Annotated in this window: 23 protein-coding genes and 6 tRNA genes; 7 read left to right on the top strand and 22 right to left on the bottom strand. The window is 58.4% G+C overall.

The features are described 5' to 3' along the window. The 3 genes from JJQ76_RS17325 to JJQ76_RS17315 all read left to right on the top strand — a co-directional run. On the top strand, positions 1-204 hold a 204-nt coding region (locus tag JJQ76_RS17325; RefSeq protein WP_210398219.1), incomplete at its 5' end, for a hypothetical protein. Between the two features lie 98 nt (positions 205-302). Beyond that, the gene (locus JJQ76_RS17320) at positions 303-1,055 is read left to right on the top strand and encodes a DUF4197 domain-containing protein (protein WP_210398218.1); all 753 of its coding nucleotides are present in this window, start codon (positions 303-305) and stop codon (positions 1,053-1,055) included. Positions 1,056-1,151: 96 nt separating this feature from the next. Beyond that, positions 1,152-1,994 (top strand): mechanosensitive ion channel family protein, encoded by an 843-nt coding sequence (locus tag JJQ76_RS17315; protein ID WP_210398217.1) that lies wholly within the window; start codon positions 1,152-1,154, stop codon positions 1,992-1,994. Positions 1,995-2,037: 43 nt separating this feature from the next. Here JJQ76_RS17315 and JJQ76_RS17310 read toward each other — a convergent pair whose 3' ends face one another. The 6 genes from JJQ76_RS17310 to JJQ76_RS17285 all read right to left on the bottom strand — a co-directional run bounded on the left by JJQ76_RS17310 (position 2,038) and on the right by JJQ76_RS17285 (position 8,662). Next, complete coding sequence (locus tag JJQ76_RS17310; RefSeq protein ID WP_246481109.1) at positions 2,038-4,968, bottom strand: heavy metal translocating P-type ATPase; 2,931 nt, start codon at positions 4,966-4,968, stop codon at positions 2,038-2,040. Between the two features lie 84 nt (positions 4,969-5,052). After that, positions 5,053-5,520, bottom strand: coding sequence for a YiiD C-terminal domain-containing protein (locus tag JJQ76_RS17305; RefSeq protein ID WP_210398216.1), 468 nt, complete (start codon positions 5,518-5,520; stop codon positions 5,053-5,055). 2 nt (positions 5,521-5,522) lie between these two features. Continuing rightward, complete coding sequence (locus tag JJQ76_RS17300; protein WP_210398215.1) at positions 5,523-6,083, bottom strand: nitroreductase family protein; 561 nt, start codon at positions 6,081-6,083, stop codon at positions 5,523-5,525. 32 nt (positions 6,084-6,115) lie between these two features. Next, on the bottom strand, positions 6,116-6,937 hold the full coding sequence (queF, locus tag JJQ76_RS17295; RefSeq protein WP_210398214.1) for an NADPH-dependent 7-cyano-7-deazaguanine reductase QueF: 822 nt from the start codon (positions 6,935-6,937) through the stop codon (positions 6,116-6,118). Between the two features lie 23 nt (positions 6,938-6,960). Beyond that, entirely contained in the window at positions 6,961-7,737 is a 777-nt protein-coding gene (locus JJQ76_RS17290; RefSeq protein ID WP_210398213.1) for an ABC transporter permease, read from the bottom strand. 4 nt (positions 7,738-7,741) lie between these two features. After that, a complete protein-coding gene (locus JJQ76_RS17285; protein ID WP_210398212.1) occupies positions 7,742-8,662 on the bottom strand; it encodes an ABC transporter ATP-binding protein in 921 nt (306 codons plus the stop codon). 351 nt (positions 8,663-9,013) lie between these two features. Between JJQ76_RS17285 and JJQ76_RS17280 the strand changes: the two genes are divergently transcribed. Continuing rightward, positions 9,014-9,418, top strand: a complete 405-nt coding sequence (locus tag JJQ76_RS17280; protein ID WP_210398211.1) for a PA2817 family protein — start codon at positions 9,014-9,016, stop codon at positions 9,416-9,418. 2 nt (positions 9,419-9,420) lie between these two features. Here the strand turns inward: JJQ76_RS17280 and JJQ76_RS17275 are convergent, their stop codons facing one another. The 5 genes from JJQ76_RS17275 to JJQ76_RS17255 all read right to left on the bottom strand — a co-directional run bounded on the left by JJQ76_RS17275 (position 9,421) and on the right by JJQ76_RS17255 (position 14,664). Continuing rightward, entirely contained in the window at positions 9,421-14,124 is a 4,704-nt protein-coding gene (locus JJQ76_RS17275) for a LamG domain-containing protein (protein ID WP_210398210.1), read from the bottom strand. A 214-nt stretch (positions 14,125-14,338) separates the two neighbouring features. Beyond that, positions 14,339-14,414 (bottom strand) — tRNA-Gly (locus JJQ76_RS17270). A gap of 2 nt (positions 14,415-14,416) precedes the next feature. Beyond that, positions 14,417-14,492 (bottom strand) — tRNA-Glu (locus tag JJQ76_RS17265). A gap of 18 nt (positions 14,493-14,510) precedes the next feature. Further along, positions 14,511-14,586, bottom strand: a tRNA-Gly gene (locus JJQ76_RS17260). A 2-nt stretch (positions 14,587-14,588) separates the two neighbouring features. Further along, positions 14,589-14,664, bottom strand: a tRNA-Glu gene (locus tag JJQ76_RS17255). Between the two features lie 310 nt (positions 14,665-14,974). Here JJQ76_RS17255 and JJQ76_RS17250 point away from each other — a divergent pair. Then, positions 14,975-15,751, top strand: coding sequence for a hypothetical protein (locus tag JJQ76_RS17250; protein WP_210398209.1), 777 nt, complete (start codon positions 14,975-14,977; stop codon positions 15,749-15,751). Positions 15,752-15,795: 44 nt separating this feature from the next. Here the strand turns inward: JJQ76_RS17250 and JJQ76_RS17245 are convergent, their stop codons facing one another. Next, a complete protein-coding gene (locus JJQ76_RS17245; RefSeq protein ID WP_210398208.1) occupies positions 15,796-16,422 on the bottom strand; it encodes an RT0821/Lpp0805 family surface protein in 627 nt (208 codons plus the stop codon). Then, positions 16,422-16,943 (bottom strand): RNA polymerase sigma factor, encoded by a 522-nt coding sequence (locus JJQ76_RS17240; protein WP_210398207.1) that lies wholly within the window; start codon positions 16,941-16,943, stop codon positions 16,422-16,424. The genes JJQ76_RS17245 and JJQ76_RS17240 overlap by 1 nt, the downstream gene beginning before the upstream one ends. Positions 16,944-17,110: 167 nt before the next feature. On the opposite strand from JJQ76_RS17240, the gene JJQ76_RS17235 reads away from it, so the two are divergent. Together JJQ76_RS17235 and JJQ76_RS17230 are read left to right on the top strand one after the other, a co-directional pair. Next, the gene (locus JJQ76_RS17235) at positions 17,111-18,874 is read left to right on the top strand and encodes a Hint domain-containing protein (RefSeq protein WP_210398206.1); all 1,764 of its coding nucleotides are present in this window, start codon (positions 17,111-17,113) and stop codon (positions 18,872-18,874) included. Positions 18,875-18,929: 55 nt separating this feature from the next. Further along, on the top strand, positions 18,930-19,304 hold the full coding sequence (locus JJQ76_RS17230; RefSeq protein WP_210398205.1) for an RT0821/Lpp0805 family surface protein: 375 nt from the start codon (positions 18,930-18,932) through the stop codon (positions 19,302-19,304). 94 nt (positions 19,305-19,398) lie between these two features. On the opposite strand, the gene JJQ76_RS17225 is transcribed toward JJQ76_RS17230, so the two are convergent. From JJQ76_RS17225 to infC, 9 genes are all read right to left on the bottom strand, one after another. After that, a tRNA-Pro gene (locus tag JJQ76_RS17225) sits at positions 19,399-19,475 on the bottom strand. 88 nt (positions 19,476-19,563) lie between these two features. Next, positions 19,564-19,640: transfer RNA gene (locus tag JJQ76_RS17220), tRNA-Pro, on the bottom strand. A gap of 72 nt (positions 19,641-19,712) precedes the next feature. Beyond that, positions 19,713-20,072, bottom strand: coding sequence for a MerR family transcriptional regulator (locus JJQ76_RS17215; protein WP_210398204.1), 360 nt, complete (start codon positions 20,070-20,072; stop codon positions 19,713-19,715). Continuing rightward, complete coding sequence (gene ihfA, locus JJQ76_RS17210; RefSeq protein WP_210398203.1) at positions 20,050-20,355, bottom strand: integration host factor subunit alpha; 306 nt, start codon at positions 20,353-20,355, stop codon at positions 20,050-20,052. Before ihfA ends, JJQ76_RS17215 begins: the two co-directional genes overlap by 23 nt. A 17-nt stretch (positions 20,356-20,372) precedes the next feature. Continuing rightward, positions 20,373-22,754, bottom strand: a complete 2,382-nt coding sequence (gene pheT, locus JJQ76_RS17205; protein ID WP_210398202.1) for a phenylalanine--tRNA ligase subunit beta — start codon at positions 22,752-22,754, stop codon at positions 20,373-20,375. A gap of 68 nt (positions 22,755-22,822) precedes the next feature. After that, positions 22,823-23,839 carry a phenylalanine--tRNA ligase subunit alpha gene (gene pheS / locus JJQ76_RS17200; RefSeq protein WP_210398201.1) on the bottom strand — a complete coding sequence of 339 codons (1,017 nt, stop codon included), beginning with the start codon at positions 23,837-23,839 and terminating at the stop codon, positions 22,823-22,825. A gap of 182 nt (positions 23,840-24,021) precedes the next feature. After that, positions 24,022-24,378, bottom strand: a complete 357-nt coding sequence (gene rplT / locus JJQ76_RS17195; protein WP_210398200.1) for a 50S ribosomal protein L20 — start codon at positions 24,376-24,378, stop codon at positions 24,022-24,024. Between the two features lie 34 nt (positions 24,379-24,412). Next, the gene (rpmI, locus tag JJQ76_RS17190; protein WP_210398199.1) at positions 24,413-24,607 is read right to left on the bottom strand and encodes a 50S ribosomal protein L35; all 195 of its coding nucleotides are present in this window, start codon (positions 24,605-24,607) and stop codon (positions 24,413-24,415) included. Between the two features lie 107 nt (positions 24,608-24,714). After that, complete coding sequence (gene infC, locus JJQ76_RS17185; RefSeq protein WP_210398198.1) at positions 24,715-25,245, bottom strand: translation initiation factor IF-3; 531 nt, start codon at positions 25,243-25,245, stop codon at positions 24,715-24,717. Between the last annotated feature and the right edge of the window lie 9 nt (positions 25,246-25,254).

The following is a 25,254-nucleotide window of genomic DNA, read 5'->3' as shown; positions in this document are numbered from 1 at the left end:
AACAACCCGCTGAAGAATGCGCCACATACCCAGGCGGATGTAATCGAGGGCGAGTGGACCCGCCCCTATTCGCGCGAGCAGGCGGTGTTCCCGGTGGCCGGGCTGAAGCACGCCAAGTTCTGGCCGATGGTGAACCGGATCGACAACGTCTACGGTGACCGCAATCTGTTCTGCAGCTGCCCGGCGGTGGAGGATTATCGCTAAGTCGGCAGTAGCCGCGTGATTGAAAGCCCGCCTTGAGCGGGCTTCTTTTTTCAGATTACGGGTCTAGACTGAATATCACCCAACGGCGGATCCCCGAGATGAAAACGATGATACCGGCAATTGTTGCCGCCCTGACGGTCACATTAAGCCAACCCTCCTTCGCAGCTTTCGGTGACTTGCTCAAGAAGCTCGAACAGACACTGCCAAGCACCGTAGAAACCGACGCTCAGCCAACCGGTAACACTACACTTGATCCCGCCACGCTCAGCGCAGGCCTCAAAGAGGCGCTGCAACTAGGTAGCGAACGTGCTGTAGCTCAGCTCGCCGCCCCCGACGGTTTTCTCGCCAATCCCGCTGTGCACATCCCGCTACCTGCGGTGGTTGACCAGAGTGCCATTCTATTGCGCCAGTTTGGCCTGGGAACGCTGGTCGATCAGCTCGAAACCAGCATGAACCGAGCCGCTGAACAAGCCGTTCCCGCTGCGGCGGGCCAGTTACGGAGTGCGGTTGAACAGATGACCATCGACGACGCACGCCGGATCTATAACGGCGGTGACGATGCCGCCACCCGCTATTTCCGCCAACAGCGCGGCGAGGCCATTGCCACCGAGTTCCGCCCGCTAATACGGGACGCGATGAATAGCGTCGGCGTCACGCGCTATTACCAGCAGCTCGTGCAGCAGGCTAATCAGTACCCCCTGATCGGCAACCTGAATCTGGATCTGGAGCAACATGTCACTGACGCCGCCGTTGACGGCCTGTTTACCACGCTTGCCGAACAGGAGGCGCTGATTCGAAAAGACCCGGCGGCACGAAGCAGCGAACTGCTAAAGCAGGTTTTCGGATTTTAGCAACGGACTAGTTAGCGCTTTGAAAAACAGTTCGGCTACACTTGTAGCACCCTGCCAAACCACCATCTTTTCCGTATCTTTCACAAGGACTTAGACATGGAAGAATTAAATCAAGTGACTCAGCAAGTCGATCAGTACACCGAACTGGCGATCCAGTTTATAACCCAGTACGGCGGCAAAGTCGTACTGGCAATCTTAACGCTCATTATCGGCCTGTGGATCATCGGCAAAATCGGCCGAGCCGCAGAGAAGGCGATGGTCGCGGCCAAGGTCGAGAAATCGCTGGCGATCTTCCTTGAAAAGCTGGGCACCATCATCCTCAAGGTGCTGCTGCTCATCAGCGTTGCCGGCATGGTCGGCATCGAAACCACCTCCTTTATCGCCGTCTTTGGTGCTGCCGGTCTGGCCGTCGGTCTGGCGCTGCAGGGCAGTTTGTCCAACTTCGCCGGCGGGGTGATGATCCTGCTGTTCAAGCCGTTCAAGGTGGGCGATTTTGTCGAGGCCCAGGGCTACGCTGGGGTGGTACAGGAGATCCAGATCTTCAATACCATCATCCATACCGGTGACAAGAAAACCATCATCATCCCGAACGGCAACCTCTCCAACGGCAATATCGTCAACTACTCCACCAGCCCCCTGCGGCGCGTCGATATGGTGTTCGGAATCGGCTATGACGACGATCTAAAAAAAGCCAAGGAGGTGCTCTGCCGACTGGTGGATGAGGATGACCGCGTTCTTAAAGATCCGGAGAAGCTGGTCGTAGTTTCAGCACTGGCAGACAGTTCGGTTAACTTCACCGTGCGCGCCTGGGTTAACAGTGCCGATTACTGGGGCGTCTTTTTCGACATGCATGAGAAGGTCAAACTGACCTTCGACGCCGAGGGCATATCCATCCCCTACCCGCAGCAGGATGTGCACCTGTACAAGAACGAAGGCTGATTAACGACACCCAAAAAAACGGCCCACTGTGGGCCGTTTTTTGTCACTTTCGATTAGAGGGTGAAAACCAGCGCAAGCGGTTGGCGTTGGAGACCACGGTCACCGACGACAGCGACATGGCCAGGCCGGCCACCACCGGATTCAACAACATTCCCGTCAGCGGATAGAGCAGACCGGCAGCCACCGGAATCCCCAACCCGTTGTAGATGAAAGCACCCCAGAGATTTTGGCGAATATTGGTCAAGGTCGCACGACTGAGTTCAATCGCGTCGGCTACACCGTGCAGCGACGCTTTCATCAGCGCCACGTCGGCGCTCTCGATGGCAACATCGGTTCCGGTGCCGATGGCAAAGCCGACATCGGCGCGCGACAGCGCCGGCGCGTCATTGATGCCATCCCCCACCATTGCCACGCGCTGGCCCTGCTGCTGCAACTCGGCAATCACCTGCAACTTTTCCTCCGGCTGCAGCTCGGCACGCGCCTCATCAATACCCAGGCTTTGCGCAACCGCCTTAACGGTGGCGCTGTTATCGCCGCTCAACATCACCACCCGAATCCCATCCTGCTGCAACCGGGCGATGGCCGCCGCGGCATCCTCCCTGACCGGATCAGTAATCGCCAGCAGCGCCAGCAACTGGCCATCCGCAGCCACATACACCACCGTTTGGGCCGCGGCATGCCACTGTTCAGCTTGCTCTGTGGCAACCGTGGTATCCACTCCCTGCGACGCCATCAATGCACGATTGCCCGCACAATAGGTCACCCCCTCAACCGTTGCACGCACCCCCTGCCCGGCTATGGCTTCAAACGACAGGACATCAGGCTCACCCGGGCGGTCATACTGCTGTGCGGCATAGTCGGCGATCGCTTCCGCCAACGGATGTTCGGAGCGGCGCTCCATCAGGTACAGGGCCTGAAGCCACTGCTCTCCCCCCTCACCCAATCGCTGTACCGCGGTCACCCGCGGCTGGCCTTCGGTCACGGTACCGGTTTTATCGACCACTACCGTGGTCAGGCGGCTGGCCTGCTGCAACGCATCGCCGCTGCGGATCAGTACGCCCAGCTCCGCCGCCTTGCCAACCCCGATCATGATGGAAATAGGGGTCGCCAAGCCAAGCGCACACGGGCAGGCGATGATCAGTACCGTCACCGCGGTTACCAGCATATAGGTCACCCGTGGTTCGGGACCGACCAGAAACCACACCAGTGCGGTCAACCCCGCAATCACCACCACCACCGGCACGAAAATGGCGGCAACCCGGTCCGCCAAGCGACTGATAGGCGGCTTGGAGTTCTGCGCTTTCTGGACCAGATCGACGATCCGCGCCAACGCGGTATCGCGCCCGACGCGCGCCGCTCTGGCGACCAAACTGCCGCGGCCGTTGGTGGTTCCCGCACTAAGCATGTCACCCTCGGCCTTGACGACCGCCAGCGGTTCGCCGGTCAGCATCGACTCATCCACCTGGCTGCGCCCCTCCACCACCTCGGCATCGACCGGCACATGTTCACCGGGGCGTATCCGCACCAGATCGCCGACCCTGACCTGCTCCAGCGGTAGATCGGCCTCGTGACCCTCGCGGATCACCCGCGCGGTTTTCGGGCGCAAATCAAGTAGCGACCGAACCGCCGCCTGGGTGCGCCCGCGGGCGCGGAGCTCCAGAGCCTGACCAAGGTTGACCAGGCCGATGATCATCGCCGCCGCTTCAAAATAGAGCCCCCGCGCCGCCGCCGGGATCAACGCCGGAGCAGCCACGGCCACCATCGAGTACAACCAGGCGGAACCGGTGCCCAGCGCAATCAGTGTATCCATATTGGCGCTGCCGCCACGCAGTGACTTCCAGGCACCGACAAAGAAATGGCGCCCGGCGACCCACATCATCGCCAGGGTCAGCAAGCCGACAACACCCCAGCCAACACGCGCACTCTGCGTATCCAGCGCCATGCCCTCGATGATGCCATACAGCATCATCGGCACGCCCAGCAACAGCGCCAGCGCGACGTTGCGCAAACGCTGCTTGAGCTCGACCGCTTCACGTTGCCGGCGCTGTTCGTCGGCAGTCGCCTGGTCCTCGATCAACTCCGCGCCATAGCCGGCCCGTTGAACCGCCGAGATCAGCGTATCCGCGGCAGCGTCTCCTTCTATACGCGCCGTGCGATTGGCAAAGTTAACCTGCGCTGAGGCAACCCCGGACACCCCCTTGAGCGCTTTCTCGACGCTGGCAACACAGGCGGCACAGGTCATCCCGCTGAGCGATAGATTGATCGCTTCGCCGCACCCGGCCGCGTTTTCACCAGACCGATTGGCAGCAGTCGTTGCCGCTGCTGAGTCGCAGGCTGTCGCGGCATCATTCGAATCGGCCTCATCCGCGGGAGCGAGATAGCCCAACTCCGCCACGATAGCCTCCACGTCCGCGCGAGCAAGACGGGTGGTGATACTGAGCCGCTGCTCGGCAATGGCCGCATCGACCTGCGCGTTCGCATCGACTTGCTGCAGTGCCCGCTCGATATTACCAACGCAACCCATGCAACCCACGCCCTGTACCGCAAGGTGGTACTCGGCCGGTAGCTCCGGTTTGGCGCCGTAACCCAGCTCGCCAATCAACTCACACACCAGCTCCGCTGGCAGCGCAGTTTCGACGCTGACACGCTGGGCAGGGAAATCCGCCGTCAGCGTCGCGTCGGCGTCCAGCGCCTCAACCGCCTGGCGAATTTTGCCGAGACAACCGTTGCAGCGCACACCGTCGGTGAAGAAGTGGAGAGTCTGGCGGGGTAATAGCACCGGCTGGTAGCCCAGCGGCGCGATCAAGCCTGCCGCGACCTGCGAATCAAGCGATGTGGTCAGGGTTGCGAGCTGTCGAGTCAGGTCGATATCCAGCTCGGCCACAGGATCCGCCACACGAAGCGCCTGGCGAATTTTGTTGACGCAGCCGTCGCAGCGAACGCCCTGCAGTTGAAAATGGTGATAGGCCATCATGGTTCCGGGTCCAAATTAATGACTGCGAACCACTTTAAACCCTAAAGCTAGCTTTAGGGTCAAGCCTTGTGAATTGTAACTGATTCAGACCCAGCGTTTACGCCGCAAGGCCACATAGGCAGCACTCTGTCGAAAGCACAACTGGCCCTGCTCCTGAACCTCGACAACCAGATCCATACGGGCCTTGCCGCGCTCGCGCAGTTTCAGCAGAAATCTATCGACCAGCTCCGGCTCCGGTAATACCGTGGCCACACAGAAATCCCGGGTTACCGGTAGAAAATACTCCTGCCGGCCATCCCGAATCACCACATCGTAGGCCTGCTCTTCGCTCTCCAGCAACAGTGTTATCGCACTCCAGCCGCAGAGGTTGGCACTGGCGCTCAACGAGCCGGCAAAGGCGGTGCCCTTGTCGTTATGGTTGGGCGCCAGCGCAGCATCGATCTCGAACCGGCAACCGTCATAGCGCAACTGCCGAAAGCCCAGATGTTCGACCAGCGGGATACTGGCCCGCAGGTTTTGCTCGAACGCGGTGATGTCCCGCCACGGGAGCATGATTATCCCCGCCACTGTTCAACAAAGTCGGCTGGATCCAGGGCCGGCGCGTTACGAGTTTTGGCGGGGCGACTGCCAAGGTAGACAAAGCCGATGATCTCTTCGTTTTCCGCCAGCCCCAATCCCCGCATGACATCCGGGTTATAGGCCATATCGCCGGTACGCCACATGGCACCCAGTCCCAAGCCATGCGCCGCCAGCAGGATGTTCTGCGCCGCCGCTCCGGCGGCGACCTGCTGCTCCACCAGCGGCACCTTGGGGTGCTGCTGCAATCGCGCTATCACCACCACCAGCGTTGGCGCGCGCAGCGGCATGTTGCGCATCTTTTCCTGCAGCGGCGGCACCAGCGCGGGATCTTTGGCCAACGCCGCCTGCAGGAACAACTCGCCCAACTTGGCCCGCGCCTCACCTTCAACCACCAGGAAGCGCCAAGGCTTGAGATTACCGTGGTCCGGCGCACGCAGCGCCGCCCGGAACATCGCATCCAGTTGCGACGCACTTGGCCCCGGCTCTTCGACCACCGGGCAGGAAACACGTTGCTGTATCAAGCTGACCAGGTCCATAAAGGCTCCTTGTGATAACCCTGGATTCGGCGTTACTGCCGCCCCAGACGGGTATTGGCCACAACACCGGATTCGGTGCTACGACAGGGGTTGATATCCAGCCCGCCACGACGGACATAGCGCGCGTAGACGGTAAGCGACTCCGGCCGGCAGCGGGCCAGAAGATCCAAGAAGATCTGTTCCACACACTGTTCGTGGAAATCGCCATGTTCACGGTAGGAGATCAGATAGGCCAGCAATCCGCCGCGGTCGATCTTGGGTCCACGATAGCCGATCTGTACCGATGCCCAATCCGGCTGACCGGTCACCGGGCAGTTGGATTTCAGCAGGTGGCTGTAGAGTTGCTCCTCAACAACTTTATCATCAGACGCCACCAGCAGCTCGGGCGCCGGATGGTAATGGCTGATGCTGAGGTCCTGATCGTCAAGGCAGTCTCCGGCCAAGCGGCCCACCGGTTCGGCATCGTCAACGTCTCGCAGGGTAACCTCGACCGGACTCCCGGCACAGGCGCTGAGGTCGGCTCCCATCAATTCCGCCACTTGATCCCGATCGGCAAAGCGGCTGAGATTGAACGAGTTCAGGTAGAGCTTGAACGACTTGGATTCAATCAGATGCGGTGAGTCGGCGGGGATACGGAACTCCGCCCAGGCCACGCGCGGCATCCCCTGCTCGCTGAGCCAGGAGATCTCGTAGCCGTTCCAGATATCAACCCCGGTAAACGGCCGGGATTCAAACCCCTGCTGCTGCCAAGGAGTAGCGCGCGGGATCGGATGTAACTGACCCGGATCGTACTGGCTGACGTAGGGGGTGGACCGGCCCAGAGGGGACTGCTCAATGTGGGGTTTCTGGCTCATAACTAGTCTCTGGATCGCCTCGGTTACTGCCGAATGCCTTTGCCGACACGCAACAGGTAGTAAGCGTAGCTGTACAGCGCGGCAACAAAGCCGACAATAATCGCGAACGCCATCGGCACGTTGACGTCGGAAACGCCGAGAATGCCGTAGCGAAAGGTGTTGACCATATACAGAATCGGGTTCAGGTGCGACACCTGCTGCCAGAATTCAGGCAGCAGCTGGATCGAGTAAAACACTCCGCCCAGATAGGTGAGCGGCGTCAGCACGAAGGTGGGAATAATCGAGATATCGTCAAAGCTGTTGGCGTAAACCGCATTGATAAAGCCGCCCAGCGAGAACAACACCGAGGTCAGCAGCACCACCGATACCATCACCAGCGGGTTGTGCACTGTCAGGTCGGTAAAGAACAGCGACAGGCAGGTCACGATCATCCCCACCATCAACCCGCGGCACATTCCGCCAGCAACGTACCCCAGCAGAATCACGCTGGGCGGGATCGGCGACACCAGCAGCTCTTCGATGTTGCGCTGAAACTTGGTGCCATAGAACGACGACACCACGTTACCGTAGGAGTTGGTGATCACTGACATCATGATCAGACCGGGAACGATAAACTGCATGTAATCGAAGCCGTCCATGTCGCCAATGCGGGAACCGATCAGGTTACCGAAGATAACGAAATAGAGGCTCATGGTGATTGCCGGAGGCAGCAGGGTCTGCATCCAGATGCGCAAAAAACGGCGTATTTCGCGCCGCACGATGGTGACGAAGGCAACAGAAGTTTCAGTTAGTCGTAACACGCAATTACCCCAGATTCTTTTCGACCAGACGAACGAACAACTCTTCAAGGCGGTTGCTCTTGTTACGCAGACTGGCAACGCGGATGTTCTGCGCCGACAACTGTTCGAACAGACCGTTCAGCCCTTGCCCCCGCTCCACTTCAACGATCAGCGTATGATCACCCTCCAGCTCCACGGGGTAACCGTCTATCGACGGCACAAATGAGAAGCTACCCTCCAGATCGAGCACAAAGGTCTCGCGCTGCAGTTCGGCCAGCAGATCGCGCTTGCTCTTGTTGGCCATGATCTGGCCACGATCAATAATGGCGATATTCCGGCACAAGCTCTCCGCCTCTTCCAGATAGTGAGTGGTGAGAATGATGGTGGTGCCCTGGCGGTTGATCTGCTGCAAAAAGTCCCACATGGAACGGCGCAGCTCAATATCCACTCCGGCGGTAGGCTCGTCGAGAATCAACAGCTTGGGTTCGTGAATCAGTGCCCGAGCAATCATCAGTCGGCGTTTCATGCCACCGGACAGCATGCGCGAGGCCACGTCACGTTTGTCCCACAAGCCCAGCGCGCGCAGATAGTAATCGGTTCGTTCCCTCACCAGCTTGGCCGGCAGCCCATAGTAGCCACCTTGGGTGCGGACAATGTCACCGACTTTCTCAAACTGGTTAAAGTTGAACTCCTGCGGCACAACGCCCAGGGATTTCTTGGCGTTGACGGCGTCGGTTTCAATATCGTGGCCAAAGATCCGGACCTGACCGGCACTCTTGTTGACCAGCGACGAAACAATCCCCAATGTCGTGGACTTACCTGCACCGTTAGGGCCCAGCAGCGCAAAGAAGTCACCCTGCTCCACCTCGAGATCGATGCCTTTCAACGCTTCAAACCCGTTGCCGTAGGTTTTACGCAGGCCGCTGATCGACAACGCCTTGGTCACTGTGCTTCTCCCCTTGCCGGTAAAGCCTGATATGTTGGGTTGGATTTGTGATTTTCAACCCTGAGCGGTGCCCAACCTGATAGCCGAGCCATCCTATGGCTCTACCACGGCCACTGCAGGCGCGCAATCAGACGTCGCTCCTTAGCGAGCAGGCTCCCGATTGAGGCGCTGGCAATAACCGCCCCTCGCACACGCAAATCGCTGATGCTGGACGAACAGTTTGCCAGACTTATGGAGGGCAGCTATCCCAAGCGGCAACATTACACCGCCAGATTCCACGTCATCGTAACAGAGACTGGCCGCCCCCAAGCCAGGCCGGTTACACTAGCGTTTTTTGTTACGGATCGTCTCATGTCCAACGCCAGTGATTACCGCGCCTTTCACCTCAACCTGCTCAAAGCGAGCTTCAACCGGCTGTTGAAGCAACCGCCGTTTACCAATAAAGACGCGATTCAGGACGATCTCGATTTTCTCGAGCAGCTGGTACTACTGGTCAAAGCACTGGAAGCGGAGCAGGACGACGCCACCTATCTGGGACAAGACCTCATCTGCCGGCTGATCCGCGCCTACCCGCAGCATACTCACCTGATCGATCGAGATCTTTTGTGGTTTTTTGGTGGAGACTGCCTGCACTACATGCCGGATGAAGAGATCGCCAAGTTTCAGGAACTGGACGAGATGCGCTTCGCCGCTGAAGATAACAACGTACCCTTCAGCTACGAAAACGCCCGCGCGCGGGTGTTCAAGCTGCATTGAAGTTAACGGGTGAAGTTCTCCTGCCAATAGATCACCCGATCGTTACCCCGGTAGCGACCAAAGGTCACCGTAGCCGGTCGCATCGCTGCATCCGCACTGCCGTCGTCGTCCCAGTCGAACTGCAGCCAGGGTAGCGTGCTGAGATCGATATCGAGGGTAATCGTGCCCATATTGCCAGCCCCAGGGGCACTGTAGCTTAAGCCGGCGTCGCCACCGATCAACTGCAACGCCGTGCCGGAGACCGCAGGGAAAGCAAAGCTCGGCAGCGAGCTGCCACTACCATCAACCAGCGCCACACTGCTGCCGACAGCGTAAGACGCCGCGTTCATGGTGACGGCGGCATACGGAATCTCGGTACAATCGTTAAGCGAGTCAAGCACAAAGCCGCTACCGGCAAAGTATTGCGCCCTTAGCGGTTGAGGAAGGCTTTCCGTTTCCGGTCCAAAAGCATTTTCTGCAGCCAAACGTCCATAGCGCATACGCGTCGGCGAGCCTATTGCCAACGATGCCGGTGTACCCGATGCACCGGTAAGCGATATCGATTCAGGCAAACCGTGAGACGTGGAAACACTCAGTTGCAGCGCATCGAAGGGGCCATCTGCGGTTGTGGTTCGACCGAATAGCACAGTAGAACTGCTAACCGAATAGATGCCGCTACTCCAATTGGAGCCGACTCCAGACAGGCGAGCTCCGTAGTTGGTGCCGCCGCCCGCATTGACCGCATGCAGATCGACCTGAGCCAACACTGCTCCCATCAGGGCCTCATCATAATGCTGCGTCCGCAGCCCGGCCGCATTGCGTGCTTCAAGGGTGAAATCTACCGCCAGTCCGGGTTGCTCCATGTAGGTGACGTTGTTGCAGCTTCCGAGGACCGAACTACCGGTCAACAAGGCCCACTCAGCGGGATAGAACCGCCCCACAGAACCGCTGTTGCCGCTCACGTCCGCATCACTTGCACCCAGATAGTTACTGACATCAGCAACCAGTTCCACGCTGCCCACTTCGTTATAACTGGCACTGCTATTGATCGATTGACCGCTCACCAGCACCACCGGTCCCGCGGTAAGCACCCCGTTGGTTCCACCCGCGGGGGTGATCGCCCCACTGCTGAGTGCCGCCGTGGCGGTAAAGTTAGGAGTCACGCCGTTATCACTGATATCAACCCCAGCATCTGGCACGCCATTGACGTCCAAATCCTCGCCGGCGGCGTAGCGATAGGCGCCAAGATCAAACTGAAATGGCGCACCAGCAGCGATAAAAGGTGCGCCACCGGGCGCCTCGCCTGCAGGGTTCGGGACCACCGCCCCATCATCGATGTTGCTGAAACCAAGCCCGAACGGACGGACCACAAAAGGGTTGCTCCCCCCTTGCACGAAACTGCCGCTGGGCAGGCCGTTTTCATCCAACAGCTCGTGCCGGGCAAAGAGTTGCAGCATACCCGAATCGGGATAGTTAATTGCCAGATAAGCCCGGGCGCCAGGATTGGTAAAATTCAACGACAAGGCGCTGTAGGCACTGGTTGCCGCAGCACCATTATCGCCATTGGTTGCGATCGCCGTCGCCGGACCGGCCGCCGTCGCCAATGAGCCGTCATCGGCGCTGGCAAGCAGTGATTGCGAGCAGCTTGCCGGATCGCTGCATTCAGCCCCCAGCTCAACCGTCACACTGCCGTTAAATAACGCTTCACAGACGCTGGGGTCGCTGTCGGAAGCGCGTACCGCCTGCACCTCGATCAGACTGGCGTTCCACCCCTGATCACTGTCCTTGCCTGATATCTGGGTGGGAACGCTACTAAACAGAAAACCGGTCAGCGCCACCGACAGATCCGGATCTTCACTACTGCTCTCGCTGGCCGCCCCATCGGAAAGGTTGATATTGACCGTTTCCGGGTCGCTTAGCAGTAGCGGATAGTTCAGTGCCAGCGTCACAGCGGTTTCGCCATTTCCCGGAAACTGATAGTTCGCCTGCCCGTTGAAGCTGCTATTGCCACTCAAGGTGCCGCTGCCGCTCACAACCTGAGCCCACTGCCCCCTGCCGGTACTGGTGTTCAATGCCAGCGAAACACCCCCGGGGTCGACCGCCGTCTCCGACACATTGTGAGCAGTAATGGTAATCAGTTCTGCTCGGCAGCTAACCGCAACACCATCATGGCTGACGGCGTAATGATCCACCACCGGGCTGCAGAAGGCGCAGGCACGGGTCTGCCCCATGTGATTGACAACCTCTTCTGCCGTCAGCGCACGCCGGAACAGCTTGAACTCATCAATAATACCTTTAAATACCTTGAGCTCGGAGCCGTTAAACAGGTTGCCGATATGAAGGTCAGATGCATAGTTGGGAATACGGTCACTGCTTTCCGCAAAGGTTCCGTCAAGAACGCCGTTTACGTATAGGCGCACCCGCTGCGAGGCGACCTGTGACCCATCAAATACCAACGCAACGTGGTACCAATTGTTGGCACTGAACGACGTGTTTGAGCTAAACCGGTTGTTGACACCATCGATATCAACCCAGAGTCGATCGCTGCCGTTAAGAAAAAACGCACCATAGGCGTAGAGGTTGGACGGACTATTCCGCTTGGCAAACAGTCCTCGCGCATTGGAGCCGTTTCGCTGCTGCAATTCCGACGGATTTACCCAGATCATGGCTGAAAACTGGCTGGTGTCGTCCAGCAGGTCATCGTCGGCAACACTCAGGTAATCGTCTTCACCATCGAGCAGAACCGCCTTACAAACCCGGCCACTGGTGGTTTCGGCACCATTTTGCGGCACGGCGTTGAAATCGTTACCGCTGTAATCTGGCGAGAAGCCATCGCCCCTCACGTCACAGTTGTCGAACAGATAGCTGGCTACCAGGGAAAAATCTGCGGCAAAACTGGCGGAAAAAACCACCGCACTGGCCTGTTCCGTAGTGTGCGAGCGGTCAGTATCGCTGGCCTGATCTTCGTCAACCAGTAAACCCACCGAGGCTCCAGAAAGGCTACAGCGCCGCAACCAACCACCATCGCCGCCGTCACGTCTCGTTTTAGTGGCGACGACCAGCGGACTGTCGGCGTAGGACTGGGCAAAACTGGTGGTCACACACTGGGGGCCACGAATGCTATCGGCCGTAATCAAACCCTCGCCGGTGATCACCTGCCCATCGATATCGCGAAAGCTGCCGATCACTTTATTCTCGACCGCCATATAAGCAACAGTCTCGGCAACAGCCACCACGCCGGCGCTGACTTCCGCCCGTTCAAGCGCCACCTCCGCAGAGCTACCAGTGACATTGCGCAGTGTAGCCGTTAGCCAGGGCGTCGATGCCGAGCCGGGGCTATGGGCCGGCTCGTTATTCATAGTCTGAATTTCAGCCACCATCGCCGGATTGGCTGGAAAATTGGTAAACAGAGGCACCCGTTGCCAGCTGCCGGTAACGAACTTGCCCTGCTCTGCACTCACCTGCGCCACCCCTACTTCAATGCGGGTGCCGTCCGGAAACTGATGCAAACCGTATTCGGCGGCGACATAGTGGATAGTGGTCGGCTGGTCGACGCTTCCTCCGACCCCGGCCCGGCGCGGCGGCTCAACCGGCGCCACTTCAAAACCGGTGCTGGTAACGTTGCGAATGCGCACCGATGAGGAGTCGGGATTCGCGCTATCCTCCAGCAGAAACACCGCCGGCGGCACGTAGTAATACTGCTTGAAGGGGACGAAGGTAAACGCACCAGGCGTCAATACCACGCTGTCGGCTTCCAGCTTGAAGGATTCACTCAGGGATGGAGCCGTCGCCTCGGAATCAAAGAAAAAACTGTCGGAGAAAATCAGCAAACTGGCTCCTTCGCTGGTGTGGCGACGCTCCGAATCCTGGCGCTGATCCTCATCGATCGAGAGCCCGACCCGGGTACTCGATAACGAACAGCGCCGCAGCCAGCCGCCATCCAGGTCCACCCGACTGTTGCGTGAAGCAAATACCCGCGGATTAGCGTAGCTGCGAGTAAAGTTCTGGTTATCACAGCCGTCGTCCCAGCCATCAAAACGGCTTGTTACCCGCTGGGTTTCATAGTCCACCGTGCCCAGCAGGGTAGCGAAGCTGCTTTGCAACCCCGCCTCCATCACCACATAGCCGACCACTTCATTGCTAAGCGGATCGTACTTGGGGTTGGGCCCGGCAAGCCGGCTGTATACCTCGCTACGTTCAAGGGCGACATCGACGCCTGAGGCCGACAGGTTGTCCACCGCGACCGTGAGCCAGGGGTCGGACGGCAACTGCGGCTGAATGCCGGGCTCATTATTGACCGTTTGCAATCCGGCGATCAGCACCGGCGGAGAGGTATAAGTACTGCTAAAAGCGATCGACTCCCAGCCGCGATTATCTGGAGGACCACTATTTCCATACTGCATCTCGCGGGTGCTGATGGTGCCAACTTCAAGGGTGCGGCCATCGGGCAAGGTATAGATGGTCGGCACACCACCAATTCCCGGCTCAACCGCCAAGTAATGCACCGTCATCGCGGCATGGGGCCCATCATTGCCGGACGGCTCGACCTGAGCCGCCCTGAAGCCGGTGGTGGTGGCATCTTTTATACGGACATGAGACGGCTGAGCACCGGACTGCTCGGCGAGAACAAAGATCAGTGGCGCCCGGTCATACGCCTGCTGCAAAGGAAAACTAGGGAAATCGGTTTGCCCTCGCGTTGCCGGCAGGGTAATGACACCGACCTCCATTTTCCAGGCAGCTGCTGGTAACGCGAAAGCCAGCATGGCCGACAAGGTTAAAAACCGGGCAGCGCCTGTCAACAGCATCCTTGATAACATAGCGATCATCCACGAAAGCGATGACGCAATAATCCACCAACAGTTGATCCGCACACAACCCTTTAGGCGGCGTTATTGATCACGCGTTGACATGAGACAGATAACAGACAGGGGGGAGAAAAACTGGAGCGGGAAACCGGGTTCGAACCGGCGACCTCAACCTTGGCAAGGTTGCGCTCTACCAACTGAGCTATTCCCGCGATGGCGTCCCATAGGGGGTTCGAACCCCTGTTACCGCCGTGAAAGGGCGGTGTCCTAGGCCACTAGACGAATGGGACGCAAGATGCGTGAGGTGTTGGAGCGGGAAACCGGGTTCGAACCGGCGACCTCAACCTTGGCAAGGTTGCGCTCTACCAACTGAGCTATTCCCGCGATGGCGTCCCATAGGGGGTTCGAACCCCTGTTACCGCCGTGAAAGGGCGGTGTCCTAGGCCACTAGACGAATGGGACGTCGCTTTAACACCTAGTTCCTCAACCGAGGAGGCGCGTATGATAGGGAGTAATAAAAAACAGGTCAAGTCCCGTCATCGGAATTTTTTTCACCGCCCCGGCCACGCCAACCGCAGGCCCAAACGCGCACTTACCGGTGTTACGCCCGCCATTTTTTTGCTCACGAAGCCACTCCATACATGCATTGGCTCTTGAACCGCATTCAAGCATCTGTAAAGGTTGCCGCTACTCTAATAGATAGTCACAATGTTTATAGCTGTTCCTGTCGGCTAATAACAACCACCCCGCACCAGCTTGCCAAGGAGCTGTAATGGACGCAGGCACAATCGCCGCTTTAATCATTGTTGGGATCGTCGTCATGGTGGGGGTTGCCTTCGTCGCCCAATCGCTGGAGAACGCTCGCCAGGAGCGGCATCGCCAGGTGTTAGCCTTGACCGATCATGCGCGCCAGCTGTGGAATTCGCTGCACGGCATTCCGCCGGTGTACTTACTGCCGGAGTTGCGCCAATTTCTGATTGCTGAACTGACCCGCTGTTACCGCCAGATCCTGACTCTAGAGCCGCGCCACCCCCAAGCCAACGGGCAACTCAAGCAGCTGAATGAACTGGCGCAGCAACCGGGCGAACGCCAGATAGACACCCTGACCCCCGCCTTTACCGACCACGTCAGCGGCCAGCAGATTCGCACTGAACTCAAGCACCTGGTTAACCACATTGTACGCCTGCATAGCGACGGTTTGGTCGACAAGGCGCAGGCCCAGCAGCAGATAAACCTGGGTAAAGCGCTGTTTTCACTGGTCAGTATCGACATCGGGCTGCTGACTGCGCGCGAGATGGAACACGGTGATAACGCCAAGGCCGCACTAGCCCATTACAGCACCTGCCTCAAGCATCTGGAAAAACTTGACCCGCTGCTACAGATAAGCAGCCGGGTAAGCTACGTGCGCAACAAAGTAGAAGCTCTGCGCGCTGAAGTAACCACCTCCGCCAAGCAAACCGCGGAACGACCGGAGGAAGAGGAGGATGAGTGGCAGAAGTTTGTGGGTTCGGAGCAAGAAAGCTGGAAAATAAAACAGGATTACGAATAATCATCAGACCCTTGGCCACCGGGCCTGATGATTGCGGATAGCGGTTAAAGATAATAGCGTGCGCGCACCTGCCACTCTTCTTTGCCTTCCCGGCAAGCGATACCCCGCTGCTCCTGCCACTGCTCCTTGATCAGCTGGCGCTCGAGAAACTCCCTACAGAACTTACCCTGCTCGGTTTTGAATGTCCGCACCGGGGTAATAGTGCCAGCAAGGCCCGTTTGCTCATCCTGCCATTCCACGGTGGTGCCGCTCATCTGGGTCTCCAGCGTATGATTGAGGGTTGCGTCAACGACCACCGCCGGACTGACCACCGCAGCGCTCTCTCCCCCTTGGGACAGCAGATATCCACCGCCACCGCTGGCGACCACCAACACCAGTGCCGCCGTCGCCATCGGTTGCCAGCGAGCCGAGCCTGCGTCCACCAACCAATCGCTCAAACGCTCCCACCAAGGAGGTTGGCGTCGCCCGGCAAAGGCCCGCAGCGGAGGCATCTCACCATGCATGGCTTCGTTAAAGGCCACTCCCAGCGCCGCGTTCATCTCCCGCAGCCTGCGCACCTGCTGTTGCAGACCGGTATCCTGCTGCAACAGCTTCTCGAACTCGGCCGACTCACGGCCGTCGAGCTCGCCATCGACATACGCCATCACCAGGCCATCATCATAGCCTTTCATTATCCTACCTCCCGCTGTGTCACCGCATCGCGGTCACCCATCAATTCACTTAATGCCATGCGTGCCCGAGCCAGGCGGCTGGTCAATGTGCCTACAGGAACATCCAGCACAGCAGATGCCTCTTTATAGGAAAGCCCTTCGACGGCAACCAGCATCAGCGCCGCACGCTGCTCCTCCGGCAACTGCCACATACACCGCTGCACCGTTTCCAGCATCATCCCTGCCTCAAGGCGGCGAGCCGGCATTTCACACCCCTGGGTATCCGGTTCTATCGGATCCAGGTGCGCGCCTCTGACTTTCCCCGCTCGGATCTGATTAAGCCAGATAGACTGCAATATGCGGTACATCCAGCTATCCAACCGGGTCCCTGGCTGCCACTGATCAAGACGCGTCAATGCCCGCTCATAGGTACACTGCACCAGCTCGTTAGCCGTATCGGGACTTCCTGATAGCCCGTAGGCGAACCGTCTCAACTTCGGCTGCAGGGCGACCATCGCCTGTTCCAATTTGGCATCTCTCAAGGGCGCACCTCAGCACGATTCCTGTTGTTGTTTGGTGACATAACACATAAGGAGACAAAAACTTCCGCGAAAAAAATATTTCTCTGCCGGGAAGTTTTCCCACACCCAACTGTTATAGCTCACAGATACGCGAACTTGCAGATGAGATTCGTTTGGGGGAGACCACCATGAACCGGCAACAGACACACTTTAAGCGCGGCGCAGTACGCATTCTGACCTGCGGCGCACTGGCGGCCATTCTGGCCATAGGCCCCGGGGTTTATGTCAGCGACGATGGCTACAGCAGCTATCCAGCGGCGCACGCCAAATCCTGCTTTATTAAGGGTACTCGGGTGCTAATGGCTGACGGCCATTGGAAAACGATCGAACAAGTCCGCATCGGCGATCTGGTGGTCGGCGAAGGGGGCGCTCTAAACCGTGTGACAGAGGTAGAGCGCGTACCTCTGGCGGGCCGACAACTGTTCAGCTTCAACGGTAGCAAGCACTTCGTAACCGCCGAACACCCCTTTATGACACCGGATGGCTGGAAGTCCCTGAACCCAGGCATGACGGCGGAAGAAACCCCCAACCTGGAAGTAGCAGTGCTGGGTCTTAACGACCAGTTGATGAAGCTCGAACGCTACCAGATCAACCTTGGCACTAACGGCAATCTGGCGCTGGACCTCGCCCCCGAGATCGAGTTTGCACTGGAAACCCTGACCGCTATCAGCGCAGTAGACGCTGATCCGAACACCATCGTTTACAACCTGCTACTCGATGGCAGTCACACCTATATCGCCGACGGCTTCCTGGTCCACAACAAGGGCGGGGAAAGCGAAGGTGGTGAAAGCGAAGGTGGTGAAAGCGAAGGTGGTGAAAGCGAAGGCGGCGACAGCGGCGGCGACAGCGGCGGCGACAGCGGCGGCGACAGCGGCGGTGACAGCGGCGGCGACGACGGCTCTGGCGGCAATAGTGGCTCCGGTAGCGATGATGGCGGCGACTCCAGCGGCTCTGACAGCGGCGATGATGGCTCCGGCGGGCGCGGCGGATCCAGCAGCAGCGGCGATGACGGCTCCGGCGGACGCGGGGGCTCCAGCAGCAGCGGTGACGATGGTTCCGGTGGGCGTGGTGGCAGCAGTTCCAGCAGTAGCTCCGATGATGATGGCACCAGCGGCGGCCGCGGACGTGGACGCGGCTCACATGCCTCAGACGATGACGGCTTTAACTCCTCGTCCAGCGATGACGGCACCAGCGGCGGGCGTCGTGGACGCGGAGCGGACAGCAGCGCTGACGACGACGGCACCAGCGGCGGCCGCCGCGGGCGCGGAGCGGATAGCAGCGCTAACGATGACAGCACCAGTGGCGGACGCCGCGGGCGCGGAGCCGATGATAGCGCGACATCAAGCAGCCGCAGCGATGACAGCACCAGCGGAGGCCGACGCGGAAATCGATCTGATGCGGATCGTTCGCGCACGGATGTCCGCACCGGAATAGAAAACACTCCGGGATTCCGGCGCGACCGGAGTCGCACGGATGTCGATGTGGACCGCTTTGGCAACCGGGTCGAGACCACCCGTACCGAAACCCGGATCGGAACCGAAGACCAGCCCGGTTTCAGTCGGGAGCGCGCCACTACCACTCGCTCCTTCGACGATCAGGGTAACGTTGTCAGCGAAGTCACCCAAACCGACCGCCGGGCAGGAGTCGAGCATACCGCAGATTTCAGCCGCGAACGCTCTACCACTACCCGCTCGTTCGACGCGCAAGGCAATGTCATTGGTGACACCACTCAGAGCTCCACTCGCAGCGGCACGGATGACAACAGCCCAAGCCGTTCGAGCCGCTCAGATGACAGCAGTCGCTCCTCGTTCCGGGACGCCTCGCTGAGTTCGTCAGGGCCGGATCTGAGCCAATCCGAAGAGGCCGCCGCAATCGCAAACGGCTGGCAGTAAACCCACTCGGTCATGCAGGCCCAGCCTGCATGACCTAACCTGAAGGACTATGATCATGAGCTTATCCAACAGTGCTCGCGTTATCGTTCTGGGGCTGGTATTGAGTGGTTGCCAGTCGCTGGAAAAGGGTAACAGCCAAACGACCGAAACGGCCCGGGACCCGCTCTACATGAAGCTGAGCGATGCCGACATCAAACTGGCGGACCAGGCCGTGCAAGAGGCGCTGGAAAAGAATCTCAGCCTGGACCCGCTGTCGTGGAAAAACCCGCAAACAGGTCATCAGGGCGTTATCGTACCGATACGCACCTACCGCAGCGAATACGGCACCTTCTGCCGCAATTATAAAGAAACCGTAATTGTTGGTAGCAAGCGAGAGATATACTCCGATACGGCCTGTCGCAATCCTCGAGGCGTATGGATTCCGATCTGAGAGAAACCGGCACAGCATGCTTAAAACCGGCCACTCGCGCCGGTTTTTTTTTTGCGCAACATACGACCGGAAGAAGTCGCCAGCTCCAACCCTATGGTCGGGACGGCAGGATTTGAACCTGCGACCCCTTGCACCCCATGCAAGTGCGCTACCAGACTGCGCTACGCCCCGAATCTAGGAAATTACTAAACGGATGAAGAAAGGGTATCGGCTATCTACACCGACCTGACCGAACGGTCGTCATCCTGTGCTGTTGTAATGGTCGGGACGGCAGGATTTGAACCTGCGACCCCTTGCACCCCATGCAAGTGCGCTACCAGGCTGCGCTACGCCCCGAAAACTGTGATCATCGACCACCTCAACAGCGGCAGGAATACTACCCTATTGACCGAGCGGTGGGAACCCCGCTCAGCCCTTTTTTAGATCATCGAGAATATCTTCCAACTCACCGATCATCTGCCGCAGGAGCTGGCGATATTTTTGATCGTCAGACTGAGCCTGCTCGCCTTGCAACCATTGACGCGCACCGGCGATGGTGTAACCGCGCTCATACAGCAGCTCACAGAGCTGCCGCACCAGCAAGACGTCCTGACGTTGGTAATAGCGGCGATTGCCGCGGCGCTTGACCGGATTGAGCTGTTCAAACTCCTGTTCCCAGTAGCGCAGCACATGGGGCTTGACGCCACAAAGCTGCCCTACCTCACCGATGGTGAAATAGCGCTTGTCGGGAACAGCCGGCGGAAGCTCAGTCTTCCGCGGGGCCTGCATAGGTTTCGACTTTTTCCTTCAGCTTCTGCCCGGGACGGAAGGTAACCACCCGCCGTGCAGAGATGGGTACTTCTTCACCCGTCTTTGGATTACGACCGGGACGCTCCCGTTTGTCGCGCAGATCAAAGTTGCCGAATCCCGACAACTTCACCTGCTCGTTGGTCGCCAGACACTGGCGAATCTCGTCGAAGAACGTTTCAACCATATCCTTGGCTTCACGCTTGTTGAGTCCGAGGACATCGTACAACCGTTCTGCCATATCGGCTTTAGTCAAAGACCCCATGGATACGCCTCTTAGACTTAGCCTCTCAGCGCCGCGCTGAAGCGCTCCTGAGCGGCATTAACAATCGCGCTGAACACGCTGTTTATTTCTTCGTCAGTAAGCGTGTGCGATGGATGCTGCCAGGTCAAGCCGAGAGCCAAACTTTTTTTACCATTTTCAATACCTTCGCCCGCATAAACATCAAACAACGTCAGCTGAGTGAGCCATTCACCCGCCTGTTCGCGCACCAAGGAGAGCAGCTCGTCGACATGAATCGACTGATCTACCACCAACGCCAGGTCACGACGGGTTTCGGGGAACTTAGACAACGGCGCAAAGGCAGGCAGCTTTCCGGCCTGCACCGCAGACAGCGCAATCTCGAACAGGAATACCGGACCGTTAAGATCCAGCGCATCATAGTGACTGGGGTGTAGCGCCCCCAGCACACCGACCTGCCGGCCATCAAACTCGATCGCTGCCGTCTGCCCCGGGTGCAGCGCCGGATGCTCGGCGGACACAAAACGGTAGGCATCGCGGTTACCACCCAACGCCAGCAGCGCTTCCAGGTCGCCCTTCACATCGAAATAATCGACTGCTTCGCGCTTGCCCGTCCACCCCTCCGGGTGCCGGCTACCAAAAACAACGCCGGCCAGCACCTGATCCTGCTGCAGCCCGCCATCAGTGGGGATAAAACGCATTCCGGTTTCAAACAGCCGTACCCGGCTTTGCTGGCGATGCTGATTATGCTGCATCGCTCTGGCCAGCCCCGGCCACAGTGTCGTGCGCATCACCGCCATATCGGCAGAGATAGGGTTGGCCAACGCCACCGGCTCGCGGGCCGGATCAAACAACTGCTGCAGTCGCGGCTCGACAAAACTATAGGTGATCGCTTCCTGATAACCGCGCGCCACCAGCGCGCGCCGCAGATCGGGCAGTGTTTGACGCGTTTCAGCCTTGGGGCGCAGCGCCAGGGTCGCAGTGCTGGAGCAGACCGGCAGCCGGTTGTAGCCGTAGATCCGTGCCAACTCTTCCAGCAAGTCCTCTTCCAGACTGATGTCGAAGCGGTAGCTCGGCACTGATACGATCCAGCTATCGTTATTCTGGGCCGCTACGGTCATCCCCAAACGGGAGAGAATCTCTTCTACTTCTGCCGCAGGCAGCTCAAGCGCCAACACCTTGCGGATCCGTTCCGCACGCAAGATGATTTCGGCACTGCGGGGCAGGTGGGCCTCACTGGCGACCTCGATTACAGGGCCTGGTTCGCCGCCAACAATCTCGAGCAACAGCGCGGTTGCGCGCTCGGTGGCGCGACGCTGCAGCTCGGGATCAACCCCGCGCTCAAAGCGGTGTGATGAATCCGTATGCAGACCGTAAGAACGCGCCTTGCCAGCCACAGCCAACGGACTGAAAAACGCGCTTTCCAAGAAGATATCGCGGGTTTCAGCGCTAACACCGGAGTCTTCGCCACCCATGATACCGGCAAGCGCCAATGGGCGGCGCTGGTCGGCAATCACCAGGGTTTCGGGGTTAAGTGTCAACTCCTGGCCATCCAGCAGGGTTAGCTGCTCACCCGCGTTTGCCATACGGACCAAGATACCGCCGTTTAGCTGCGCCAGGTCGAACGCATGCATCGGCTGCCCCAGTTCCAGCATGACGTAGTTGGTGACATCGACCACCGGATCGATACTGCGCACCCCACTGCGACGCAGACGCTCCTGCATCCACAGCGGCGATTGCGCACTCAGGTTGACATTACGGATTACACGACCGATGTATCGCGGGCAGGCGTCTGGCGACTCGACCTCAACCGGAAAACGGTCTTCTATGGTTGCCGCCACCGCTGCGCACTCAACTTCGTTGACGGCTTCCTTGTTGAGCACGCCAACTTCACGCGCCAGGCCGGCAATCCCGAGACAATCACCACGATTGGGTGTGAGGTCAACCTCGATCATCTGATCGTCGAGTCCGAGATAGTCGCGCAGATCCGTGCCGACCGGAGCATCCGGCGCCAGCTCGATAATGCCATCATGGTCGTCGGACAGCTCCAGCTCGGCGTTCGAGCACAGCATACCGAAGGACTCCACCTGACGCAGCTTGGCTTTCTTGATCTTGAAGTTACCGGGCAGCACAGCGCCTACCTGAGCAAACGCCACCTTGATCCCAGCACGCGCATTGGGCGCGCCGCAAACCACCTGCACCGGCTCACCCGCGCCCGTTGTTACCGAACAAACCCGCAACTTGTCGGCATTGGGGTGTTGCTCCGCGCTAACTACTTCAGCAACAATGACACCACTAAACGCGCCGGCAACCGGCTCGACGCTGTCCACTTCCAGACCTGCCATGGTGATCTGCGCCACCAGGGCATCAGTATCGATGGCGGGATTTACCCACTCCCGCAACCACTGCTCGCTAAATTTCATCGCGACTATCCATTCGTTTAAATTCGTTGACCGGCCACGCCGGGCGTTTCAAGTATTTGCTTTCCGCGTTAGCGGAACTGACCAAGAAAGCGCAGATCGTTCTCAAAAAACAGACGCAGATCATTAACCCCGTAACGCAACATGGCCAAACGCTCTACCCCCATACCAAAGGCAAAGCCGCTGTACTTTTCGGTATCTACACCACAGGACTGAAACACTTTGGGGTGGACCATGCCGCAGCCCATCACCTCAAGCCAGCCGGTATGGCTGCATACCCGACACCCTTCCCCTTGGCACATGACACAGGCAATATCGACCTCCGCCGACGGCTCAGTGAAGGGAAAGTAGGAGGGACGGAAGCGCACCGCCAGCTCCTGCTCGAAGAACACCCGCAGAAACTCTTCAACGGTACCTTTGAGGTCGGCAAAGCTGACATCACGGTCAACCAGCAGCCCCTCGACCTGATGGAACATAGGCGTGTGGGTCAAATCCGAATCACAGCGGTAAACGCGACCCGGACAGATAACCCGAATCGGCGGTTCCTGATTCTCCATGGTACGGATCTGCACCGGCGAGGTATGGGTCCGCAGCAGCGTGTGCGCATCAAAATAGAAGGTATCGTGCATCGCCCGCGCAGGGTGATGGGAGGGAATATTCAGCGCTTCAAAATTGTGGAAGTCATCTTCGATCTCGGGCCCCTCTTCAACCCCGTAACCGACCGCTGAGAAGAAACTTTCGATCCGCTCCAGAGTGCGGGTGACCGGGTGCAAACCACCATTCTCCTGGCCCCGACCGGGCAGTGTGACGTCGATCCGTTCGCGCGCCAACTGTTCATTCAGAGCCACCGAAGCCAACTCGGATTTTTTCCCGTCGATGGCCGCTTGTAGCGCCTGTTTGGCTTCGTTGATAGCGGCACCCGCTTTGGGGCGCTCCTCCGCAGAGAGTTTGCCCAAGCTCTTGAGCAGACCGGTCAACTGGCCTTTCTTACCCAAGAAATCTACCCGGACCTGATCCAGAGCAGCACTATCGGTTGCGTTATTGACGGCCTCTTTACCCTGGGCCAGCAGGCGGTCTAGGTTTTCCATGGGGGCTCCACGCCGCAAAATTCTTTCAGATATCTACCACTACGACCGCGCAGGCCGCGTGCGGGAGTGCCAGAGGCACCGCCGCTGGAATCAATACAAAATAGGGGAAGAGCTTTCACCCTTCCCCTATTAAAAACGGCTTTCACCGTCAAGCGATCAGTCTAACCAACCAGAGGCGGGTGTCAGGCCAGTGCAGTTTTGGCCTTTTCAACGACCGCAGCAAACGCCGCTTTCTCGTGCACAGCCAGATCAGCCAGAACCTTGCGGTCGATCTCAACAGAGGCTTTCTTCAGGCCGGCAATCAGACGGCTGTACGACAGACCGTTGATGCGTGCACCCGCATTGATACGGGCAATCCACAGAGCACGGAACTGACGCTTACGCTGACGACGGTCACGGTACGCGTACTGACCGGCTTTGATAACGGCCTGTTTGGCTACACGGAATACACGGCTACGGGCACCGTAGTAACCCTTGGCCTGCTTGAGAATTTTCTTGTGACGACGACGAGCGACAACACCACGTTTTACGCGAGGCATAATTCAATCCTTCTACTATCTATATTCTGAAAAATTAGGCTTCGCGCAGCATGCGCTTAACCAGAGCGACGTCAGCAGCGTGCACTTCGCTAGTGCCGCGCAGGTGACGCTTACGCTTGGTAGTCTTCTTGGTCAGAATGTGGCTAGTGAAAGACGACTTACGCTTGAAGCCGTTCGCGGTTTTCTTGAAACGCTTAGCAGCACCGCTGCAAGTTTTCATCTTAGGCATTTTAAAACTACTCCACGCATTCGTTAATTTCTGTATAACCGGCTCAAACGGCGAAAGCCCGCACCTCCCTGCAAGCAGGAATACACGGACTTTGTAGGCCTGACGGGTTACTTCTTCTTTTTGGGAGCGATAACCATGATCATCTGACGACCTTCCATTTTCGGGTGCTGTTCCACGGCACCGATCTCTTCGAGATCCGCTTCAATCCGCTTCATCAGCTGCATCCCCAACTCCTGGTGAGCCATCTCACGACCACGGAAACGCAAAGACACTTTGGCCTTGTCTCCCGCTTCAAGGAAACGTACCAGGTTGCGCAGCTTGACCTGATAATCCCCTTCTTCAGTTCCTGGACGGAACTTCATCTCTTTGACCTGAGTCTGCTTCTGCTTTTTCTTCTGAGCAGCCTTCTGCTTCTTCAGCTCAAAAACATGTTTGCCGTAATCCATAATCTTACAGACTACCGGCGTGGCATCGGGTGCGATCAATACCAGATCCAGCGAATTTTGTTCTGCTGCCTGCAGGGCGTCCTGTAGGGGTACGATTCCAATCTGGTCGCCGTTAGGGCCTACCAGACGTACTTCGTCTGCCTCGATCTGGTCGTTAATGACGGCTTTATTGCTGTCACGACCCTTGCTCATTCCTCTTTT

This window comes from Motiliproteus sediminis (assembly GCF_017912535.1).
Taxonomy (GTDB): Bacteria; Pseudomonadota; Gammaproteobacteria; order Pseudomonadales; family Balneatricaceae; genus Motiliproteus; species Motiliproteus sediminis.
This window is presented reverse-complemented; position numbering and strand designations above follow the sequence as displayed.

Excerpts from the sequence above, each read along its gene's own strand:
- JJQ76_RS17320 (WP_210398218.1), top strand. The coding sequence starts at position 303 with ATGAAAACGATGATACCGGCAATTGTTGCCGCCCTGACGGTCACATTA.
- JJQ76_RS17315 (WP_210398217.1), top strand. The coding sequence starts at position 1,152 with ATGGAAGAATTAAATCAAGTGACTCAGCAAGTCGATCAGTACACCGAA.
- JJQ76_RS17310 (WP_246481109.1), bottom strand. The coding sequence starts at position 4,968 with ATGATGGCCTATCACCATTTTCAACTGCAGGGCGTTCGCTGCGACGGC.
- JJQ76_RS17305 (WP_210398216.1), bottom strand. The coding sequence starts at position 5,520 with ATGCTCCCGTGGCGGGACATCACCGCGTTCGAGCAAAACCTGCGGGCC.
- JJQ76_RS17300 (WP_210398215.1), bottom strand. The coding sequence starts at position 6,083 with ATGGACCTGGTCAGCTTGATACAGCAACGTGTTTCCTGCCCGGTGGTC.
- queF (WP_210398214.1), bottom strand. The coding sequence starts at position 6,937 with ATGAGCCAGAAACCCCACATTGAGCAGTCCCCTCTGGGCCGGTCCACC.
- JJQ76_RS17280 (WP_210398211.1), top strand. The coding sequence starts at position 9,014 with ATGTCCAACGCCAGTGATTACCGCGCCTTTCACCTCAACCTGCTCAAA.
- JJQ76_RS17275 (WP_210398210.1), bottom strand. The coding sequence starts at position 14,124 with ATGGAGGTCGGTGTCATTACCCTGCCGGCAACGCGAGGGCAAACCGAT.
- JJQ76_RS17250 (WP_210398209.1), top strand. The coding sequence starts at position 14,975 with ATGGACGCAGGCACAATCGCCGCTTTAATCATTGTTGGGATCGTCGTC.
- JJQ76_RS17245 (WP_210398208.1), bottom strand. The coding sequence starts at position 16,422 with ATGAAAGGCTATGATGATGGCCTGGTGATGGCGTATGTCGATGGCGAG.
- JJQ76_RS17235 (WP_210398206.1), top strand. The coding sequence starts at position 17,111 with ATGAACCGGCAACAGACACACTTTAAGCGCGGCGCAGTACGCATTCTG.
- JJQ76_RS17230 (WP_210398205.1), top strand. The coding sequence starts at position 18,930 with ATGAGCTTATCCAACAGTGCTCGCGTTATCGTTCTGGGGCTGGTATTG.
- JJQ76_RS17215 (WP_210398204.1), bottom strand. The coding sequence starts at position 20,072 with ATGCAGGCCCCGCGGAAGACTGAGCTTCCGCCGGCTGTTCCCGACAAG.
- ihfA (WP_210398203.1), bottom strand. The coding sequence starts at position 20,355 with ATGGGGTCTTTGACTAAAGCCGATATGGCAGAACGGTTGTACGATGTC.
- pheT (WP_210398202.1), bottom strand. The coding sequence starts at position 22,754 with ATGAAATTTAGCGAGCAGTGGTTGCGGGAGTGGGTAAATCCCGCCATC.
- pheS (WP_210398201.1), bottom strand. The coding sequence starts at position 23,839 with ATGGAAAACCTAGACCGCCTGCTGGCCCAGGGTAAAGAGGCCGTCAAT.
- rplT (WP_210398200.1), bottom strand. The coding sequence starts at position 24,378 with ATGCCTCGCGTAAAACGTGGTGTTGTCGCTCGTCGTCGTCACAAGAAA.
- rpmI (WP_210398199.1), bottom strand. The coding sequence starts at position 24,607 with ATGCCTAAGATGAAAACTTGCAGCGGTGCTGCTAAGCGTTTCAAGAAA.
- infC (WP_210398198.1), bottom strand. The coding sequence starts at position 25,245 with ATGAGCAAGGGTCGTGACAGCAATAAAGCCGTCATTAACGACCAGATC.